This is a genomic window from Bryobacter aggregatus MPL3 (assembly GCF_000702445.1).
Lineage (GTDB): Bacteria > Acidobacteriota > Terriglobia > Bryobacterales > Bryobacteraceae > Bryobacter > Bryobacter aggregatus.
In genome coordinates this window covers 1,729,462-1,749,579 of the sequence record NZ_JNIF01000003.1, presented here as the reverse complement: position 1 = coordinate 1,749,579, position 20,118 = coordinate 1,729,462, and the positions used below count along the sequence as shown (strand labels likewise).

General features: G+C 58.4%; 13 protein-coding genes. 10 read left to right on the top strand and 3 right to left on the bottom strand.

Going from position 1 to position 20,118, the window contains the following annotated elements:
* Window positions 1-25 precede the first annotated feature (25 nt).
* The 6 genes from M017_RS0108330 (at window position 26) to M017_RS27520 (ending at window position 9,742) form a co-directional block, all read left to right on the top strand.
* Entirely contained in the window at window positions 26-1,033 is a 1,008-nt protein-coding gene (locus M017_RS0108330) for a ComEC/Rec2 family competence protein (protein ID WP_031497265.1), read from the top strand.
* Complete coding sequence (locus M017_RS0108325; protein ID WP_031497264.1) at window positions 1,034-2,398, top strand: MBOAT family O-acyltransferase; 1,365 nt, start codon at window positions 1,034-1,036, stop codon at window positions 2,396-2,398.
* Window positions 2,399-2,433: 35 nt separating this feature from the next.
* A complete protein-coding gene (locus M017_RS0108320) occupies window positions 2,434-3,780 on the top strand; it encodes a GDSL-type esterase/lipase family protein (protein WP_238325965.1) in 1,347 nt (448 codons plus the stop codon).
* Between the two features lie 49 nt (window positions 3,781-3,829).
* Complete coding sequence (locus M017_RS0108315; RefSeq protein WP_031497261.1) at window positions 3,830-5,266, top strand: VWA domain-containing protein; 1,437 nt, start codon at window positions 3,830-3,832, stop codon at window positions 5,264-5,266.
* A gap of 84 nt (window positions 5,267-5,350) precedes the next feature.
* Complete coding sequence (locus tag M017_RS0108310; protein ID WP_031497260.1) at window positions 5,351-9,121, top strand: multifunctional oxoglutarate decarboxylase/oxoglutarate dehydrogenase thiamine pyrophosphate-binding subunit/dihydrolipoyllysine-residue succinyltransferase subunit; 3,771 nt, start codon at window positions 5,351-5,353, stop codon at window positions 9,119-9,121.
* Between the two features lie 24 nt (window positions 9,122-9,145).
* Window positions 9,146-9,742 (top strand): hypothetical protein, encoded by a 597-nt coding sequence (locus M017_RS27520; RefSeq protein ID WP_051669640.1) that lies wholly within the window; start codon window positions 9,146-9,148, stop codon window positions 9,740-9,742.
* Here M017_RS27520 and M017_RS0108300 read toward each other — a convergent pair.
* Genes M017_RS0108300 through M017_RS27515 form a run of 3 tightly spaced genes read right to left on the bottom strand, consistent with a single transcriptional unit; the run spans window position 9,739 to window position 13,957 of the window.
* The gene (locus tag M017_RS0108300; protein ID WP_031497259.1) at window positions 9,739-10,341 is read right to left on the bottom strand and encodes a cob(I)yrinic acid a,c-diamide adenosyltransferase; all 603 of its coding nucleotides are present in this window, start codon (window positions 10,339-10,341) and stop codon (window positions 9,739-9,741) included. The genes M017_RS27520 and M017_RS0108300 overlap by 4 nt on opposite strands.
* A gap of 14 nt (window positions 10,342-10,355) precedes the next feature.
* Window positions 10,356-12,299, bottom strand: a complete 1,944-nt coding sequence (locus M017_RS0108295; protein ID WP_031497258.1) for an OmpA family protein — start codon at window positions 12,297-12,299, stop codon at window positions 10,356-10,358.
* A gap of 23 nt (window positions 12,300-12,322) precedes the next feature.
* Complete coding sequence (locus M017_RS27515) at window positions 12,323-13,957, bottom strand: sialidase family protein (RefSeq protein WP_162179788.1); 1,635 nt, start codon at window positions 13,955-13,957, stop codon at window positions 12,323-12,325.
* 79 nt (window positions 13,958-14,036) lie between these two features.
* On the opposite strand from M017_RS27515, the gene M017_RS0108285 reads away from it, so the two are divergent.
* The 4 genes from M017_RS0108285 (at window position 14,037) to M017_RS0108265 (ending at window position 20,094) form a co-directional block, all read left to right on the top strand.
* On the top strand, window positions 14,037-14,435 hold the full coding sequence (locus M017_RS0108285; protein ID WP_031497254.1) for a cobalamin B12-binding domain-containing protein: 399 nt from the start codon (window positions 14,037-14,039) through the stop codon (window positions 14,433-14,435).
* Between the two features lie 26 nt (window positions 14,436-14,461).
* On the top strand, window positions 14,462-16,144 hold the full coding sequence (locus tag M017_RS28590) for a PIN domain-containing protein (protein WP_080507573.1): 1,683 nt from the start codon (window positions 14,462-14,464) through the stop codon (window positions 16,142-16,144).
* A 1-nt stretch (window position 16,145) separates the two neighbouring features.
* Window positions 16,146-16,529: a RidA family protein gene (locus tag M017_RS0108270; protein ID WP_031497252.1), complete on the top strand. Its 384-nt coding sequence runs from the start codon at window positions 16,146-16,148 to the stop codon at window positions 16,527-16,529.
* A gap of 169 nt (window positions 16,530-16,698) precedes the next feature.
* Window positions 16,699-20,094 (top strand): putative Ig domain-containing protein, encoded by a 3,396-nt coding sequence (locus tag M017_RS0108265; RefSeq protein ID WP_031497251.1) that lies wholly within the window; start codon window positions 16,699-16,701, stop codon window positions 20,092-20,094.
* Window positions 20,095-20,118 lie beyond the last annotated feature (24 nt).

Below are 20,118 nucleotides of genomic sequence, written 5' to 3'. Positions count from 1 at the left end.
TTTCGCGGAGTGATAGTTTAGGGAAATGCGACGGCTTTGTGGCTGGATGATGATATTTGTGGCGTTCACGGCGATGGCCGCCTCGGCGAAGGATCTGAAGATCTTTTTCATCGATGTGGAAGGAGGGCAAGCCACGCTGCTGATCACACCGAAGGGTGAAAGTCTGTTGATTGATACGGGCTGGCCCGGCAACAACAGCCGCGATGCGGAACGGATTGCCGCCGTGGCCAAGAAAAACAAGATCAAGAAGATCGACTGGCTGCTGATCACCCACTTTCACACCGACCATGTGGGCGGCATTACCACGCTGATGGACCGGCTGCCTGTCGTGAATCTGGTGAGCCATGGCAAGAATGTCGAAAGCGGCAAAGGCGCCGATCAATTGAACAAGATGTATGAAGAGGCAAAGGCGAAGTCCAAGGAGACCATTGTCAAGGCTGGGGACAAGCTTCCGATTGCCGGCCTTGAGGTGGAAGTGATCACCGCCGACGGCGAGACGATCCGGGGCGCTTCTGCCCTGGCCCGTGGCGCCGGCGACAACAATCTTTGCGGCGCCGCCACCAAGAAGGCCGTTGACCCGAGCGAGAATGCACGCAGTGTCGGGATTCTGGTGAAGTATGGCGAATTCCGCTTTCTCGACATGGGCGACCTGACCTGGAATAAGGAAATGGAAGTCGCCTGCCCGGTGAACAAAGTGGGGAAGGTGGATCTGTATCTATCCACACACCACGGTCTCTGGGCGAGCAACAACCCGGCGCTGGTGCATGCCCTGGGCGCGAAGGCCATTGTCATGAACAACGGCGAGAAAAAGGGCGGCGAGGCTCCGGCGATCGACAGTATGCGCGCGGCCCCGGGCCTTGCCGGTTTCTGGCAGTTGCACTACTCCGTCCCGGCAGGCAAAGAGCACAATGTCGAGGACCCCTATATCGCGAACCTGACCTCGCCCGGTGGCTTCCACATTGAAGTGACCGCGAAGTCGGACGGCCATTTCACGGTGGTCAACCAGCGGAACAAGTTCACCAAGTCTTACTAAATGCTCAATACCTCGTCCGCGTATTTCGTATTTCTCGCGGCAGTGTTCTTTCTGTATTGGATGGTGGCGCGGTGGCGGACGCCGGTATTGGCCGTTGTCCTGGCCGCCAACTATTTCTTCTATGCGCGTTGGGACCTGTTTTATCTCGCGCTGATTCCAGCGGCGAGCCTGGTGGATTATCTCTGCGGCCTGGGGATGCAGGCGAGCCAGCGGGTGTGGTGGCGGCGCACGCTCCTCGGGCTGAGCCTGGCGACAAATCTGGGCATTCTGATCTCGTTGAAGTACATGCCGGCCTGGGATAAGAACTGGAAGTGGGTTCTGCCTCTGGGTTTGAGCTTCTACTGCTTCCAGGCGCTGAGCTACACGATCGATGTCTACCGCCGCGATGCGAAGGCGACACCGAGTTTGCTCGCGCACTTTACGGCCGTCAGCTTTTTTCCAGCAATCCTCGCCGGGCCGATCACCCGGGTGACGAATCTAATTCCGCAACTCGAAAAGCCGAAGAAGCTGGCCGCCTCCGATGGGGGCCGCGCTCTGTTTCTGATCGGCTTGGGCGCGATGAAGAAGCTGCTGGTGGCGGACTATCTGGCAGAGAATCTGGTGAACCGGGTTTTCGACTTTCCGAAGCTCTATAGCGGGTTGGAGGTGCTGGCGGGGGTCTATGGATATGCGCTGCAACTGTATTTCGACTTTTCGGGTTACAGCGATATCGCGATCGGAAGCGCCTTGCTGCTGGGCTTGAAATTGCCGCAGAACTTCAACATGCCCTATGCGTCGGTCAATATTTCGGATTTCTGGCGGCGCTGGCACATCAGCTTGTCCAGTTGGCTGCGCGATTACGTCTATTTCTCCTTCCCTGGCTTGCGGGGCAAGCTCATGCCGTATGTCGCGCTGATCTTTACGATGGTGATTGGCGGCTTTTGGCATGGGCCCACCTGGAATTTTGTGCTCTGGGGCACCCTGCACGGCGTGGGACTGGCAGCTTGCCGCGGCTGGCAGGCCTGGCGTGGCGCACAGAAATGGGACTCCGCGCTGAGCCGGGCGCTGGCGACCTTCTGGACGGTGCAGTTTGTGTGTTTCTGCTGGATCTTCTTCCGGGCCTCGAGCTTTGAGAACGCAGTCGACATTCTGACCCAGATCGGTAGCCTGACGATGTCGACCGCGAATCTAACGGGTGCGCTGCTCACCATCGGGGCGATCGCGATTGCGGGACATTATGCACCGAAGAAGTGGCTGGAGGAGAGCGAGGTGTTGTTCGGGCGCGCACCATTTGTAGTACAGGCTGCATTACTCGCTATGCTGGCGATGAGTATCAAGTATGTGGCAGCCACCGGCAATGCCCCCTTTGTGTACTCGCAGTTCTAGAGGCCATGGATTTTCCAATCAAAACTTTCTTGAGTGTGCTGTCTCTGGCGGCCAGCGTGGCTGCGCTCGAGTACATTCCGCAGTTGAAAAACTACCGGCTGATGGATTGGGATGCCGTGCAACAAGTGGTGGACTTCAAGCCGAGTATCGTCACGAAATCAGATCCTATAGTGGAAGCAGAGGTGAGGCTGAAGCCAGGAAGGGCACTGGAGAAAACGGGCGCGCGGGCCGCAGTGGAGCCGCTCAGCGATCCGAAGGGCAGTCTCCATGCGTTTTACGAGGCGATTGAGCGCGTCGAGGCAGGGGAACCGGGCGCAGTCGTACGGCTGGCGCATTATGGCGATTCGCCAACCACCGCCGACTTGATCACCGCCGATGTGCGCGCGCTGTTACAGAAGCGCTTTGGCGATGCCGGACACGGCTTCTACCTGATCGCCAAGCCCTGGGCCTGGTATGGGCATCGAGGAGTGGACAGCGATTCGAGCGGCTGGGACACGGAGGCTTCCAATCTAACGCGGGTCCGGGACGGGTATTACGGCTATGGCGGAGTCAGTTTCAAGGGCGCAGCAGGAGCGCGGGCACGCTTTCGCTTGAAAGAACCGGGTTATGTGCGTGTCGAGGTGGCGTATTGGCAGCAGTTGAATGGCGGAAGTTTCACGGTGGAGGCTTGCGGGGATCGTCTGGGCGAACAGGCGACGGCAGGCGAGCCAAGTGAGGGATTTACCGCATATACACTGCCTGCAGACTGCAAGGACATCGCGGTCAGCGTACAAAGCGGGCCGGTGCGGTTGTTTGGAGTGCAGTTTCTACGGGGTTCCAATGGTGTCGTCTATGACAGTCTCGGTTTGAATGGCGCCTATATCAGTGTTCTTGCGAAGTTTTTGCGGGAAGACCATTGGGCCAAGGAACTGCAGCATTATGCCCCCGATGTGGTGGTGATCAATTACGGCACCAACGAGAGCGTCTATGCGGCGTTTGTGGACAAGGTGTTTGAGAAGGAATTGCGCGAATCAATCCGCCGGATTCGCGCCGCACTGCCGGATAAGAGCATTCTGGTGATGAGTCCGATGGACCGGGGAGAGCGGAATGCGGCAGGCCAGATTGAGACGGTCCCTGCGTTGCAGCGCCTGGTGGAGCTGGAGCGGAAGGTAGCCGCCGACGAGGGTGTGGCGTTTTTCAATACTTTCGAGGCGATGGGCGGCAATGGAACCATGGCGAAGTGGTATGCCGCCGAGCCCCGATTGGTGGGCGCGGACTTCATTCATCCGATGCCCGGCGGGGCAAAGATTATTGGGAATCTTTTATATCAAGCGATGGTGGACGGCTACAACCGGTACAAAACGGCCAAAACAACAGCTCAATTCGCCAAAACTGGCCTTTGATGGGCTCGGGCCGAAACTTGTTGGGCTCGGTGGGCGTTTTAATGGGTGAATGCCGCGCACAGTCTGTTCCGTTTCCGCTCTCGCTGCCCTGGCGTTCAGTCTCTCGCCAATCCTGACGCCAGCGCTGAACGCGTACCAAGATCCGCCAGTTGTCTTTAAGAGCGATGTATCGCTGGTCCGGGTGGATGTACAAGTTGCGGACCGGAGCAATCGCTCTATTTCTGCGCTGCACCGCGAGGATTTTCAGCTTCGCGAAGGCGGGCAGGTGCGCGAGATCGTGAATTTTGCGCGCGAGAATCTGCCTCTCGATCTGGTGCTGCTGCTCGATGTCAGCGGGAGCATGAGGCCGCATGTGGAGCGCATTGCCGAGGCGGCGCGCCAGGCGCTGTTGCAATTGGGGAATGAAGATCGGGTGGCAATTCTAGTCTTTGACCGGTCGACACGGGTGAGCATGAGCTTCAAATCGAACCACGACGAGATCATGCGTGGCTTCCAACAGTTGCTCGATCGCGAGAATTTCAATGGCGGCACCGATATTACCCGGGGCATGCTCGATGCTACCGACTATATGCGCAAGCATGCGCGGCGGGACGCACGGCGGGCTGTAGTGATTCTCACCGACGACATGACCGAACGCGACCGGGATGAATATCGGGTCGAGCGGGCACTCGAAGAGGCAGGAACGGTGATGAGCGCCTTGATTGCGCCCGATGCGATGGGCAACCGCGCGCAGACTCCTGGCACCTTCCCGGGCCGTGGGCGGAGCCGCGGAGGCGGAGGCGGTTGGCCTTCCGGTGGCGGGGGCGGACTGGGCGGAATCATTTTCGGAGGTGGCGGCTATCCGGGCGGCGGTGGGGGCAGGCGCATGCCGGGTGGGAACGGGCCAGTCACGATGGGAAATGGACGGCTGAAATCGGCAGGAACCAGCGAAATCGCCCGCGCCTCCGGTGGGGATAGCATGCCTGTCGACGATGCCTCGGCGCTCGAAACGACCTTGGAGCGCATTCGGCAGAGCTACGCGCTGTATTTCAACGCACCAGAAGGCGTCAAACAAGGCGAGCAGCGAAATGTCGAGATTGCGCTGGCTGGGGCCGTGGTGCGCCGTTATCCGGACGCAGAATTGCGCTATCGCCAGACCTACATCGTGACTGAGGGCGGGACGACCAACGGTCCGGGTGCGGGGAACGACACGCCGACGGTCACTCACCGCAATCCTTCCACAGACAGCGGCAGTATTTTTGAGCCTGTGAACTCCAGCACCTCAACGAGCGAAGCTCCGCGCATGAAACGGCGGCCGGCTGTGGACGACCCGAGCAGCGCCGGCGGCTGGCGCAAGGCAGATAATACACCGGCAGAAAAGCCAGCCGACACGGTAGCGGCCCCGGCCAATCCGGTTCCGGTAGCCCCGGCTGCAGACGATAAGACGGACGCGGATCCGAAAACAAGTGGCGGTTTTCGCAAACTGAAGCCCGGCGAGAAGCCATAAACGCTCGAATCCGAAGCGCTCCTTTCGCTATCATATTGGACAGTAGGCACTCGTTTTGAAACATGTGTCTTCCCGCCAATACCCATGTCCGAATCAATAAATGATTGGCTCGCCGAAGAGCTGTACCAGGAATACCTGAATAATCGTGGCGCCGTTGACACGGCGTGGAAAGGCGTCTTCGACGTGGACGAAAGCGCCGCAAACGGCACTCCCAATGGAGCGGCGATACCCACTCCCCCTCCCGTAACCACAACCGCGAGCGCTCCTGCAGAATTGGCGCCCCCGGTGAAGGCACCCGCAGTGAAAGCTGCCCCGGCGGCACCAGCCACTTCGAGCGATTTGATCGCCAGAGCTTCGGCCCCGCCGAAGGAACTCGGCCCTGCCGAACAACTGGTTCCGCTGCGCGGCACGGCCGCACGCATTGCAGAGAACATGAACCTGTCGCTGGCCGTGCCTACCGCAACCAGCGTGCGTTCCATTCCGGTGAAGGTAATTGACGAGAATCGGACACTCATCAATCAAAGCCGTACGATGGCGGGCAAGAGCAAGATCTCGTACACGCACATCATTGCCTATGCGATTTCGAAAGCAGTGGAGAAATTTCCCAACCTGAATTCTGCCTATGCGGAAAGCGACGGACAGCCCTTTCGCTGGGTGAAGCAGCAGGTGAATCTTGGCCTGGCGATCGATGTGGCCGGCAAGGACGGCCAGCGTTCCCTCGTGGTGCCGAGCATCAAGAACACCGGCATCATGAACTTCCAGCAGTTCCTCAATGGCTTTGACGACCTGGTGAAGAAGGGCCGTAACGGCAAACTGGGTTTGGCAGATTTCCAGGGCACGACGATTTCGTTAACCAATCCGGGGACTGTCGGCACCTTGTCCTCAGTCCCGCGGCTGATGCCGGGCCAGGGCGCGATCATCGCGACCGGCGCAATTGACTATCCAGCCGAATACATGGGCGTGCGTCCGGAGACCCGCTCCCTGCTCGGACTGAGCAAGACGATGATGATGAGTTGTACCTACGATCATCGGGTGATCCAAGGAGCCGAAAGCGGTAGTTTTCTCGCTCACCTGCAAGACCTGCTCAACGGCAAACATAATTTTTACGAAGAGATTTTTGCGGCGCTGAAGTTGCCGTATCGCCCGGTGTCCTGGCAGGCCGACCGGGCTGTCGCGATTCCGGGCGTCTCCTCGGGCAAGATCAGCTCCGAGGTTGCCAAAGAAGCGGCTGTTCTGCAGTTGATCCATGCCTATCGCGTGCGCGGACATCTGATCTCCGATCTGAATCCGCTGGGCAGCGAGGCGCAATACCATCCGGAGCTCGATCCGTCGACCTACGGGCTGACGATCTGGGATCTCGATCGCGAATTTATCACCGGTAATCTGGGAGCCTCGACAGGGCTGGGCGATGTGCCAGGCGTCAGCACCTTGCGCGAGACGCTCGAGACGCTGCGCCGCACCTACTGCAACAAGGTGGGTGTGGAGTACATGCACATCCAGTACCCGGACCAGAAGGCCTGGTTGCAGCAGCGCCTGGAACCACCCTCGGCGCATGCCCCGCTCGATGAGGCGACGCGCCGCCGCATTCTCGAACGCTTGCTGCAAGCGGAGATGTTTGAGCAATTCCTCGGCACCCGCTTCATCGGACAGAAGCGCTTTTCGCTCGAAGGCGGCGAATCGGCAATCGCCATGCTCGATGAGATTGTCGAGCGCAGCGCGAACACGAATGTGCATGAAGTGGTGGTGGGCATGGCCCATCGCGGCCGTCTTACCGTGCTGGCGAACGTTATCGGCAAGCGCATGGCGCAGATCTTCAGCGAGTTTGAAGGCAACATTGACCCGAACTCGACACAGGGCTCAGGCGACGTGAAGTATCACCTGGGCGCCTCAAGCGTGCGCACCTCCAGCAAGGGCAAAGAAATTGTCGTCACCCTCGCGCCGAACCCGAGCCATCTCGAAGCCGTGGACCCGGTGGTGGAAGGCATTGTGCGTCCGAAGCAGGAGCGCCTGGGAGACACCAAGCGCGAGCGCGTGATTCCGGTGCTGGTCCATGGCGACGCGGCCTTTGCAGGCCAGGGCGTCGTGATGGAGACCTTCAACCTTTCGCAACTGGAAGGCTACACAACAGGTGGCACGGTGCATCTGGTGATCAATAACCAGATCGGTTTCACGACCAACCCTCAGGAGGCCCGCTCGTCGAGCTATTGCACCGACATTGCACGGATGGTGCAGGCCCCGATCTTCCATGTGAATGGCGATGACCCCGAGGCCTGCTTCCGCGTGATGCAGGCCGCTTTTGACTTCCGCCAGGAATTCAAGCGCGACGTGGTGGTGGACATGGTCTGCTATCGCCGTCATGGGCATAACGAAGGAGACGATCCGTCCTACACCCAGCCGCTGATGTATCGCCTGATCAAGAATCAGCCGTCAGTGGCGACCCAGTATTCCGAGCGCCTGATTCGGGACGGGATGCTGAGCGCGGGCGAACTCGATTCGATCAAGAAGCGGATCACGGCCAAGATGGAAGAGGGTTTTGAGGCTTCGCATACGAATGCCGAGAAGTTTGAAACGGTCGAGATGACGAGCTATGAGCAGTCTGCGCTCCCCTCGTCAAACTCCGGAAGCACGGCCATCGACCGCTCCACCCTCGAGCGGATCATCAAGGGCTATGTGAATTTGCCGGAAGGTTTCACCGTCCATCCGAAGTTGAAGTCGAACACCCTCGACAAGCGCGCCGAAGTTTTGGCCGGAGGCCCGATTGACTGGGCGACCGGCGAAATGCTGGCCTTTGGAAGTCTGGTGCTCGAAGGAACGCCGGTTCGCTTGAGCGGACAGGATTCCCCGCGCGGCACTTTCTCGCAACGGCATCTGGAACTGGTGGATTATGAGACCGGGAAATCGTATTTCCCCCTGCAACATCTCTCCCCCGATCAGGCGAAGTTCGATGCCGTAGACTCCTCGCTGAGCGAGTACGCAGTGATGGGATTTGAGTTTGGCTACAGCGTTGCCGATCCTCTGACCCTGGTGCTTTGGGAAGCGCAGTTTGGCGATTTCGTCAACGGCGCGCAGATCATGATCGACCAGTTCATCAGTTCGGCCGAGGCGAAGTGGGGCCAGCCGAGCGGACTCGTTCTGTTGTTGCCGCATGGTTACGAAGGCCAGGGCCCCGAACACTCGAGCGCCCGCATTGAACGCTTTTTGCAGCAGTGCGCCGAAGAGAACATGATCGTCGCCAATTGCACGACGGCGGCCAACTACTTCCACTTGCTGCGGCGGCAGATGAACGGCGGCGAAGACCGGCGTGGCTTGAGAAAGCCGCTGATTGTCTTCACTCCGAAAGCACATCTGCGCAGCCTGAAGGCCGCCAGCCACATTGAAGACTTTGTCCAGGGCAGCTTCCGGGAAGTAATCGGCGACTCCAACGCCGACGCCGGCAGCACCATCACCCGCGTATTGTTGTGCTCGGGCAAGGTCTACTATGACCTGGTGGCAGCCCGCGAAGAGCGGAACGCCGACCATGTCGCGATCGTGCGGCTGGAGCAGTTGTATCCCTTCCCTGCCGATCAGTTGAGCGATATGCTACAACGCTATTCGCCTTCCGCCGAGTTGATCTGGGTACAGGAAGAGCCGCGGAACATGGGCGCCTGGCGCTTTGTACAAGAGCAGGTGTCCTTCGTCCTCAATGGAAGCCGGCGCTCGGTGCACTATGCCGGACGGCCGGAAGCGGCCTCACCCGCCACCGGATCTTCCAAGCAGCACAGTAAAGAATTGGCGGAGTTGCTCGACGCCGCCTTCTCACAGACCACGCAGCTTCGTCCGCGACGTGTCAGACTCGTCGCTCGCCGTAAAAAATAGAGACCTCCCCGTGCTGCCTCGCTCATGAACGAGTACCCCAGTTGGGTTGAATACGTCAGATATCTCGGGCTCGATCCAATTACAGTTTGGATCGAGTACCGCACTGTACTCTACCTCTCGGTGATTGGCGCCATTTTGATCCTGATCGCCGCCCTCGCCGTGGTGGCTTGGCAGATCAAAGTTTTCTTTGAAAATTACCAGCATCTGTTCGTCGGAAAGATGCCCTTCTACCGGGCTTTTCACGAGATGGAGGGGACCGATCACCCACAGGTGCGCGCCTCGCTCTGGCAAGTGAGAACGGCGCTGGATCATGAGGACTTTGTTTTCGGCTTCCCAGGAATTGCGGTATCCGATGTCGGAAAGTTCCGCAATGCGAAGGGCTTGCTCTTATTGACCCGGACGAGGCTGATCTTTATCGGCAAAGACGGGCAATGTGAATTTGCACTGGATTCTTTCCGCGATGCCAATGTGCGGGAAGGCCTTCGGCATATCGAGCTGAAGCTGATTTTTGAAGATAAGAAACCGCTCTTCTATCTGCTCGGCTTGAATCGCGATCATGCCCAAGAGATCTTCATGCGCATGCATGCTTTCCGGATCGAACTCAAAGAGAAGAAGAGCTAGCGGGCACCCTGATTGGGTTGCCACAAGGCCTCGGGCACTCCGAGTGCAACATTCACCCAACGGCTCCACACAAAGAACGCATCGCTCAGCCGGTTGAGATAGAGCAGCGCTTCGGGTGGCGTTTCTTCCTGCCGCCCCAGGGTGACGAGCAGACGCTCGGCCCGGCGGCAAACGGTGCGGCAAACATGCAGCTCGGCGCAAAGGCGCGAGCCTCCCGGTAAAACAAAACTGCGGAGCGCGGGAAGACCCTCGTTGTAGTGGTCGATCTCGCGTTCCAACTGGTGGATGGTTTCCTGGGTGATGCGCGGCTGATGAGGGTGGAGATCGGCGGGCAAAGTAGCCAGCACCGAGCCGAGATTGAAGAGTTCGTGCTGGATGCGCTCGAAGATCTTCTCCAGTTCGGCCAGCTGCTGGTCGTGAGAAGAAATGCGAACGAGCCCAACAAAAGAGTTGAGCTCGTCCACCGTTCCAAAGACTTCAATCCGGAGTGTATCTTTCGGGACGCGTTGTCCGCCTACCAGCCCCGTCTCGCCGCGGTCCCCGGTTCTGGTATAGATCCGGTTGAGGGCGAGGCGGGGTTCGTTAAAAGTTTCACTCATTGGAATCCGAAGGATTACTTGGGGCAACCCTTGGACTGGATTTCGGCAACCGGACCGTCAGCAATTCCGGCGATACCGTTGGGCATGGGGCCGTTCTTGGGGACGAGCCAGATTTCAACGCGGCGGTTCTTGGCATTGCCATCCTTCGCGTTGATCTTGCCGCTGGCGAGTTCCTTCACAGTGGCTTCGCAGAGCGAGGTCTTGAAGGGGGAGAGCTGTTCGGCACCGACAGTCGCAACCTTAATGCGGTTGCGTTCGAGGCGCTTGCAGGGTTCCACGCCAGCGCTGAGAACAGCGGCGACCTGGAGGACGCGCTCTTCATCGAGCTTGCGGCTCTTCTTCGCCTTGACGTCGCGGACCTTGATATTCTTCTCAACTGCGTCGAAGTGACCGACGAGGAGAACATCGTAGTCGCCCATCGAAGCAGCCTTTTCAAAGGCCTGATCGAGGATGCGCTTGCCGCAATTGTTGACGCGGGCGCCATTCTTACCGAAGACGATGTCATCGAGCTGCATCGGCATAGCCTTCGGCGGAGCCGGAGCGGCAATCGGAGCGGGAGCAGGCGGAGCCATTACGGTGGCAGTGGCGCGCTTGCTGCTGTTGCCCACCGTCGCGGTGACGTCGACCGTGGCCGAAGGACCACCAGGAGTGAGGTTCAGACCAGCGACACTGAGCAGAGCATGATCGGTGGTGTTGCCGGGCTTGACGGTGAACTTATGCGTCAGGGACTTGCCGTCAGAAGAGGCAGTGCCGTGATCGCTCGACAAGGTGCCGGCGCTGGCAGTGTAAGTGAGGGTGACTTCTTCGCCCGCCTCCGGACCTTCATAGCTGAGGACCGAGGTGATGCGCGAGGTACCGCCGGGGTTCAGCGTGGTCGGGTCGAGGGTGAGGCTGACCAGCTCGAGCTTGGGCGCCTTGACGATCAGGCTGGCGTTACGCTCGGAAGCAGGCACCGGAACCTTCTTGAGGAAGTTGCGGGTGCGGCGATCAGTGACCTTGGTGGTGTCGGCTTCGACAACAGCCTTGAGCTGGTGTTCGCCAACCGGAAGATCTTTAACCGCGATCATCGAATCGCCCGCGACGGCATTGCCGTCTACGGTCCAGCGATACTTCGGCGTCACGCCCAAGCAATCGTTGGTGATGGGGAGATTGTAGCTTGCGCTTTCTCCGCGCCATACCGTCTTGGTGGAAGGATCGATCTGACCAACGGTAAAGACGCAAACAGGACCATTGTTGATGGCGCCCAGATAAATGGAGATACCACCAGTGGTCTGCAAGGAGTTGAGCGGCGTGTTGCGGCTGTAAGTAATCGCACCAGCCGGGCCGAAGACGGGGATGCCGTAATCCGGAGAAGCGGTGGCGAAACCACGGATGTCAAAACGGAGACCGACGCGGTCGGTGACCTTCGCCTTGATGCCCCCGCCATAGTTGAAAGCGGGTTTAAATTGCGATTCGAGCGTCACGACCTGCTTGAAAGGAGTGAACTGGCCGGTGCCGACGGCGCGACGGGCATCATCAGTGACGCCAAAGTAATCAAAACCTACGCCCATGGTGAGGAAGGGACGAATCCGCGCTTCGCGGGGCTTGAAATGTAGAACGGGGTTGAAGTGGAACTGGCGCAGACGGGCGCCGAAACCATAGTTCTCATTGGTACCGGGAATGCGGTATTGGACATTTGCGATGCCGTGCACCATGCCGGTCTGTTCGAGACTGACATAATTCCAAATATTTTCGACAATACGGAAACCAGCAATTCCACCGTTGGACAAATCCTGGTTCGGCTGATTATTCTGCCGCTTGACGAAGTTTCCACCGCCAAAAAGGTTAATCTCAAAGAGATCTCCACCACTTGTCGAGCTGCTAGATTTCTGAGAAGACGTCGAAGACGTCTGCGCTGGTAGTGCAAGCCCACACACCACCACAAGGGCTGTCGCTAAAGCGAGTTTGTTCGATTTCATAAAGTAGGGATTCCCTAACTATTTCATTCTAACGGTTTTTGCGGCAAATCCAACACATAAACACCTCGGCTGGCGCTCACTGCAAACAGCAAATTGGGCATTGCAGAGGAAACATGGAGGCGCTGGAAGGCCAAGTGTGCCTCTTCGTGCGCAGGCAACCAGTACCATGTGTCTCCTGAGTCACGTGACCAAAAGACCCGTTGTTGCCTTAGAGCAAAGCAAAGGCCTTTCTGTTTCGGATGAAAAATCACACTTCCAATCCATTCCTGGCCGAGCCCGTTTTCGACCACCCGCCAAGTTTTGCCGGAATCATTGGACTTAGTTAATCCAGATCGTGAAGCTCTTAGCATCTCTTGCGGATTCCATGGATTGGTCGCCGTCTGGAACCAATCTCCACCCGACTCGACCTGAGGAGTTTTTGCAACATCCCAGGTTTGGGCATGATTGTGGCTTTCTAGCCACACCCCTTCGGAGTCGCGCGCGAGGAGCCGGTCTCCGTCTCCGAAGAAGCGGTCAAAATTTTTATTGGATCGAAGGATCTCCCAAGGGGTGTTCAGGGCTTTGAGACGGAAAATTCCCCCTGCACTGCCTTCATAACGGGCGACGGCGAAGAGATTTTCGTTGTCCGAATCGACCGCGAGGAGGCTTCGGCTGGAGAATCCATTGTTGACGGGGGTGAAGGAAGCGCCGTTGTCGGTGGTCCGTAACAGGCCGTGCCGTTCGGTGGAGATATAAAAGGTGGAAGCTTCCTGCGGGTGGAAGGCGATGCTGGTGGCGACGTATTCATTCAACTTCTTCCACTCCTGTCCGGCATTGCGGGAGCTCCACATGCCGGCGCTGGTGCCGGCAAAGAGCAGATTTTGGTCGTGCGGGTCCTGGGCAACGACATAGGTGCGGCGGTTGGTGCCGGGGATCCCTTGTACCCGCCGCCAGGCGGCGCCCGAGTTCAGGGAGCAATAGATGCCACTGCAGGCACTGGCGAAGACCCGGCCGGGAAGCAAGGGGTCCACTGCGATGGAGAAGATGTCGGAATCATCAAACATGCCCGCGGAGATTTTGGTCCAGGTGCTCCCGCCGTTGAGTGTTTTCCAGGGGAGGTGCGGTGTGCCAGCGTAGAGGATGCCCGCTTTATTCGGGTCAAAGGCGACGGAAACAATCGCGGTGAGATCGGCGTTGCTCTTTGGGCTGATGCGACGCCAGGTGTTGGCCCCGTCGTTCGACATCCAGACCCCATCGTTGGTGCCAGCAGCGAGAATATTTTCATCTTTGGGCCAGGCGGTGAGAGCAAAGAAGGAGAGGTGCTCGGTACCGGGCACGGACTTCCAGGTTTCGCCCTCATCGAAGGATCGCCAGAGACCACCGGGTGCAGCGCCAACGAGCCAAACGGGACGGGGATTGTGGAAGATGAGTCCGGTATCGAGACGCGCATTGGGAAGCTCAGGGAAGTTTGTTAATAGGGTCCAGGTCTGGGCAGCGTCGCGGCTGCGGAAAACGCCGGTGCCCCGCATGCTGAGGGACATCAGCGTGGCGGGCTTTTGCGAATCGAGACGAATGATGCGGGCAGCACCGCCCCAAGGACCGATGGCTTTCCAGGAAGGATACGAATCCGCTTGCAGCCATACAAGCAAGCTGAGGAGAAGAACAACGAGACGGCTCACTCGTACCAGTGTAGAGTGGGGGCAGGCGAGGGTGAACCACACTGGCTGGCACAAAGACATATACTGGAGGCGTCTGGCCTTGAACCGCATACGCGTATTAGTGGCAAAGCCTGGACTCGACGGTCATGACCGCGGGGCCAAGGTGATTGCCAGAGCACTTCGCGACGCCGGCATGGAAGTAATCTATACCGGTTTGCGTCAGACGCCGGAAATGATCGTCAACGCGGCGCTGGATGAAGATGTCCAGGTGATCGGGCTGTCGATTCTGTCCGGCGCGCATATGGCAATCGTGCCAAAGGTGCTCAATCTCTTGCGAGAGCGTGAGATGTCAGACGTGCTGGTGGTTGTGGGAGGCATCATCCCTGAAGATGATGCATCGCAGCTCAAGCAGTTGGGAGTGGCGGCGGTTTTCCAGCCGGGAAGTTCACTGGAGTCTGTAGTGAGCTTTATCCGCGGTGCGGCGAACATCCCCGCCTGACGATATTTGAAATCCAGAGGAGCTGAATGCCTCTACTAGATAAACTGAACATTGCGGTGTTCGTCGATTACGACAACATCGAAATTGGTTTGAAGACAACGTTGCGACGCGAATTTGACGTCTCACTTTGTCTAGATGCTTTGAAAGAGCGGGGCGACATCGTTGCAAAATTCGCCTACGCAAACTGGGGACGCCAAGAAGGCGCCGCAAGACAAATGGCGGAAAACGCCGTGCAAATGGTGCAACGACTACCTAGCCCGCGTGGGGACAAGAATGGTGGCGACATCAATCTTGCCTTGGACGCGCTCGAGATGGCCTTTACCCACACCCACGTCAACGCTTTCGCAATTATCAGCGGTGACAGCGACTTCATCCCCCTCGTCAACAAACTGAAGGAATACGGCAAGACGGTCTACGTCGTTGGCGGCAAAGCCTTCACCTCGAATATTCTCCAGAGCAATTGCCACGAATTTGTGGCCTACGAAAATCTGTTGATGGACCGCGCCGCGCGTGTCGATGGCAGCGAGAATGGCCCGACGCTCGAGCGTCTGAAGCTGGAACTCGCCGATTCGATGAAGCGGAGCGACCAGGGCCGGGATCGCGGCCGTGGCGACAGAGATCGCGGCGATCGCGATCGGGGCCGTGGGGACCGGGATCGTGGCGACCGGAATCGGGACGAAGTAGTGGAAGATCGTGTCGCGACAGGTGGCATTGAACGGCTTCCTGGCGAACGTCTGGCCGCCGCCGAGCGCGGGCCCATCGAGAGCCGCCCACCGCTGAATGATCGTGGTCCGATTGAAAGCCGTCCTCCGCTGGGGGATCGGGGTCCGATCGAGAGCCGTGCTCCGCTCGGGGACCGTCCGCAGGGCCGTGAGAGCCGCTGGGAACGGCGGGACCGCCGCCGGGATGAGCGCAATCGGGGAGATCGTCCTGAGGGTGGACTGCGTCCGCAGCAATCGAGCGAACCGAAGGTGGTGCTCGAAGTGAATGCGGCGCTGCCGCTGGTGGAACGTTCGCTGCAAACGCTCGAACGGCGCGGTGTCCAGGCACAGCTTGGTTTGCTGAAGAGCACCATGATGCAACTGGATCCGACCTTCCACGAGCGCGGCTTTGGAGCTTCGAGCTTCAGTGACTTTATCGATAAGCTGGCCAAGCTTGAGCTGATCGATGTCCATGGCTCCGGCGGCAAGCTGACGATCGAACGGCGTGGTGGCGCGAATGCAAAGCCTCTGCCGGAGCCGATCGAAGCAATGCCGCTGTTGCGCGATGCACTCGAAGCACATCGCTACGAGATGGAGATGGGCGACGGCGTCGAGCCGGGTGACCTGGCGCAGTGGATGGTGGCGGAACATCCGAATTTCGATTCGGCTTCGTATGGCTTCCCGGGCTTCAAGGAATTCCTCGAGTTCTCGCAGAACAAGGGTGTCGTGAAGCTGAAGAAGGACGATGAGCGGGGCTTGGTGGTCTACCTGGGCCGCGAGTTCTTCCCGCCGCCAGCGCCGAAGGTGAAGAAGGAAGAAGAGTTCTACAGCGAGTACGACGAGATCCAGCCCTATGTGGAAGGTCAGCCGAGCATTGTGGAGCCGAATCCTCCGCCGGTGAAGGCAAAGAAGGCAACGACGCGCGCGCCGCGCAAGACGGCCGCGAAGAAGGCTGCCAGCAGCACGACGACGGCCACGGGCCGGACTCGCAAGCGGAAGACCGAATAGCATGATCGAACACATCTTTCCTGCAACGATGCCGGTGCCGAAGAATCCGTATTCCCTTGCGACCAAGGCGGGTGGATTCGTATTTGTTTCGGGACAGGCTTCCGTGGATCCGGCGAGCGCCGAATTCAGCTTTGGCGATATTGCACACGAGACTCGGTTGACGCTGCAGAATGTGCAGCGGATTCTTGAGGGTTCGGGCGCGACGCTCGCACAAGTGGTGAAGGTGAATGTCTATCTGGCCAATGAGAACGACTTTGCGGCGATGAACGCCGTCTATGTCGAGTTCTTTGGCAGCGACCGGCCGGCAAGGACAACGATCGGATGCCGGTTTGCAAATCCGACGATGAAAGTGGAGATCGACTGTATTGCCTATGTAGGCGAGTAAGTTTGCTCTAGTTTGAGTGAGGCAGGCGGCGCGCTGAGAGGCGGGTCGCCTGTTTTGCGTTTTGGGGAGATGACGGAGGCGAGCAGGGCTCCAGAAAATCGAGCTCTCATCGATCCATGACTTATATCTGTAGACTAGATGAAATGATTTTCATTGATATATTGACTAGGTGATTGATCTAGCACACGTGCAGTTCCGGCGTTATTTTTTCGTTGTAATTTGCTCCATGTTCGGAACGCTTTGCGCCCATGGGGCCGAACTACGGATCCTCACAGATCGTATGCCCGACGCGAGAGTGGGACAGTACTATTCCGAACAGCTTGCTGTCGAAGGCGGAACGCCGCCCTATAAGTTTCAGATCACATCTGGCTTGGCCACTCCCGGCTACTCGCTGAGTGTTGATGGTCGTTTGAGCGGAACCGGAAGCTACGCCGTCGTTTATACCCAGCTTGGTGTCCGTGTTGAAGACGCTACAAGAGCCAGTGTGACGCGAAGCATCTACTTCCAGGTTCGTGCAGATCAAGTGCGGTTCGATCGTCAGACCTTCCCGGATGGCGTGGTGGGTGTTCCCTACAACGGCGGGGTGAATGGGCAATCCACGCAAGCCCCCCCTTATGAGATCGTGCATCTCAGCGGAAGCGTGCCTGGGCTGTACTTTTCTAGGATCCCGCCAGCAGGCGCTGGCTTCTTTGGCGAACCAACAGTCGCAGGCAGTTATCCGGTCACCCTAAAAGTGTCTGATTCCGATGGAAACGAACACACCCAGCAGTTCACGATCAAGATTTCGCCTCGGAGCCAGCCACAACTTTCGACCCAGTTCTTAGGCAAAGGAGTACGGAATCAACCCTATGAGGGTCAGCTTCAAGGTGTTTACGGTCAAACTCCCTATACGTTCTCAGTGATCGGCGGCAACTTTCCGTCAGGTCTGCAGATGTCGAATAGCGGGTTGGTATCGGGTACCCCACTCACCGCGGGCAGCTTTACCTTTCAAGTGCAGTTGCGGGACGCGCTTGGCGCCACGGCCTCGGGACCAGTCACTCTCAATATCGACGACCTGGGCTTAAAGATGAATCTCTTCCCCTACGGTGGAGCAGCAAAGGGCGAGCCTTTCCGATTTGCGTTCTTCCTTTCGGGAGGCGTGCCATATTACAGTTGCAAGGCGTTGACTGCGTCCCTTCCAAGAGACTTTCTCATCACGCAGGTGCCTCCGAAATTTGAGGTCACCTTCACGCCCGCAACAACCGGAGTTATGGAGGTCCAGATCCAGTGCAGCGATGCAACCTATAGCGATACGGTGAGCCACACGTTTCAGATCAATGTCTTCGAGAAGCCATTTGGATTCAAGAGTACGCAGTTGCCAAAAGCATTTGTCGGGATCCCATATCAATTTCAATTCGAGATCTACGGCGATGTAAGCGCAGCCAGATTCGGGCAGACAGACTCGAGCGTGGCCTTGCTCGCCATGGGACTTCAGATTGATCCCAAAGGACTGATGACCGGAGTGCCACTTCGAGCGGGCAGCCTATCCTTTGTGATCACCGCGTACGACGGCTTTGAAACACAGATCTCACAAGCCTTTAAGTTCGATATCGAAGCGCCGAGCCTGCGGATCGAGACCAGTAGCCTGCCGACCGCATCGCTGGGCCAGGCCTATCAGACGAAGCTAGTAGCGACTGGCGGCCCCGAGCCTTTCGTCTTCGCGCTGCAATCCGGTACTTTGCCGCAAGGCTTGTCGCTCTCGAGCGACGGACAGATTCGCGGTACGCCGACGCAGGGGGGCAGCTTCAACTTTGCCGCCTCAGTCCGCGATGGTTTGCAAAAGAGCGCGCAAGTTGCGCTCACTCTGACGGTAACCGGGACACCGATCACAATCACAACTACGGCGTTGCCCGCGGGCGTGATCGGTGTAGCCTATCAGCAAAGCATCAGCGTGAGTGGAGGCATTTCCCCTTATCAGTATCAATGGATCGGAGCGACTGTACCTGGGCTGAGCTTATCCACTGCAGGTATCTTGTCCGGCACGCCGACGCAGGCGGGAACTTACCCGATTTCCATTCGCGTCACAGATGCCGTGGGCTTGATTGCGAATGCGAGCCTGAGTCTGCAAGTGGGATCGAGACCGCGCGTCAGTGTCTTTGCGCCACCAGATGGATTGTTACAGCATCTGTATCAATTTGCATTCTCCGCCGAGGGTGGCCGGAGCCCCATGCGGTGGAGTGTAAAGTCTGGGACGTTACCGAACGGAACCACACTTGGCAGTGATGGACTGTTGCGAGGAGTGGTGCTGGCGCCGGGGACCTACAAGTTTGTGGTGGAGGTGACCGATGCGGACCAGGGGCGTGGGGACCTGGAGACTCAGATCGAGGTGCTGCCCGCGATCTTACTGCCTCGTGCCACCGTGGGAGGAAGCTATCAGGCTTCGCTGCGGAACTTGTCGGGATTGCAACTGAGTTCCTGTACGAGTAACGCGAACGCGTTGGGACAGTTGCCGACAGGATTGCAGCTCGATGGACAGGGAGAATTCAGTGGGAGACCGGAGAGCTCGGGCCTATACTCCTTCGGAGTACGCTGCGTCATCGCACAGGGAGTGGTGACACGCGCTGTCAGTCTGCGGGTGGATGGGGAGTCGCCCGTATTGCCTTATGGCCTGGCCGGTGCTTCAGTGGGCCGCCCTTATCGGCAGCAATTGAGTTATTTGCCGAATAGTGTCTGGCAAGTAGCAGGTGGACAGCTGCCAGCCGGCTTGCAACTGGATGCTACGGGTCTGCTGCATGGCACTCCGAATGTTGCGGGCAACACGATCATCACCGTGCAGGCGACAAGTGGCGATCGTAGCGTGCGCCATGTCTATCAGCTCAGTATCGATACTGGTGGAGGACCTGCTCTCGATGCGGTTATGAGTTCCGCCAGCTATGAAGCGCGTGGGGTGGCGCCAGGCGAGATCCTCGTCCTTTTTGGCGAGCGCATGGGCGGCAACTTAAAGACCGGCAATCCTGTAAGTCGGTCGATTGAGGGAACTCGAGTGTTGTTCGATGGCGTGGCCGCGCCGCTGCTGTATGCGAGCAAAGGACAAGTGAGCGCGATTGCTCCGTTTGGACTGGCGGGTCGCGACGCGGTTCGGATCGTGGTAGAGCAGGACGGTGTACAAAGTGCTCCTACGGTCGCCGGAGTGGTTGCCGCGAAACCGGGACTGTTCAGTGTGAACGGAAGCGGTGAGGGTGCTGGGGCGATTCTAAATCAGAATGGCAGCGTGAACACGGAGGCGAATCCGGCACGTGCAGGCGAGGTGGTGGTGCTGTATCTGACTGGTGGAGGGACACTCCGTCCGGCGGCGGAGGATGGTTCGATTGCCAGCGCTGCTTCCAGTCTCGAGGGCGCGGTGGAAGTGACGATTGAGGGCCGCAAGTCGCAAGTGCTATATGCCGGCGGAGCTCCGGGACTGGTAGCAGGGGCGGTACAGATCAATGTTCTGCTCGGCCAGGAACTGCCAGCCGGACTGTTGCCCATCGCAGTGAGTGTCGCCGGGGAGAGGTCAGTGGCGCGCATTGGGGTTTGGGTGAGGTGAGGTCCTCAGCGGCGCTCCACAATC

Bases quoted from the DNA above. Each gene is read 5' to 3' on its own strand.
- M017_RS27520 (WP_051669640.1), top strand. From the start codon at position 9,146: ATGAACGAGTACCCCAGTTGGGTTGAATACGTCAGATATCTCGGGCTC.
- M017_RS0108270 (WP_031497252.1), top strand. From the start codon at position 16,146: ATGATCGAACACATCTTTCCTGCAACGATGCCGGTGCCGAAGAATCCG.
- M017_RS0108315 (WP_031497261.1), top strand. From the start codon at position 3,830: ATGCCGCGCACAGTCTGTTCCGTTTCCGCTCTCGCTGCCCTGGCGTTC.
- M017_RS0108300 (WP_031497259.1), bottom strand. From the start codon at position 10,341: ATGAGTGAAACTTTTAACGAACCCCGCCTCGCCCTCAACCGGATCTAT.
- M017_RS0108325 (WP_031497264.1), top strand. From the start codon at position 1,034: ATGCTCAATACCTCGTCCGCGTATTTCGTATTTCTCGCGGCAGTGTTC.
- M017_RS28590 (WP_080507573.1), top strand. From the start codon at position 14,462: ATGCCTCTACTAGATAAACTGAACATTGCGGTGTTCGTCGATTACGAC.
- M017_RS0108310 (WP_031497260.1), top strand. From the start codon at position 5,351: ATGTCCGAATCAATAAATGATTGGCTCGCCGAAGAGCTGTACCAGGAA.
- M017_RS0108330 (WP_031497265.1), top strand. From the start codon at position 26: ATGCGACGGCTTTGTGGCTGGATGATGATATTTGTGGCGTTCACGGCG.
- M017_RS0108295 (WP_031497258.1), bottom strand. From the start codon at position 12,299: ATGAAATCGAACAAACTCGCTTTAGCGACAGCCCTTGTGGTGGTGTGT.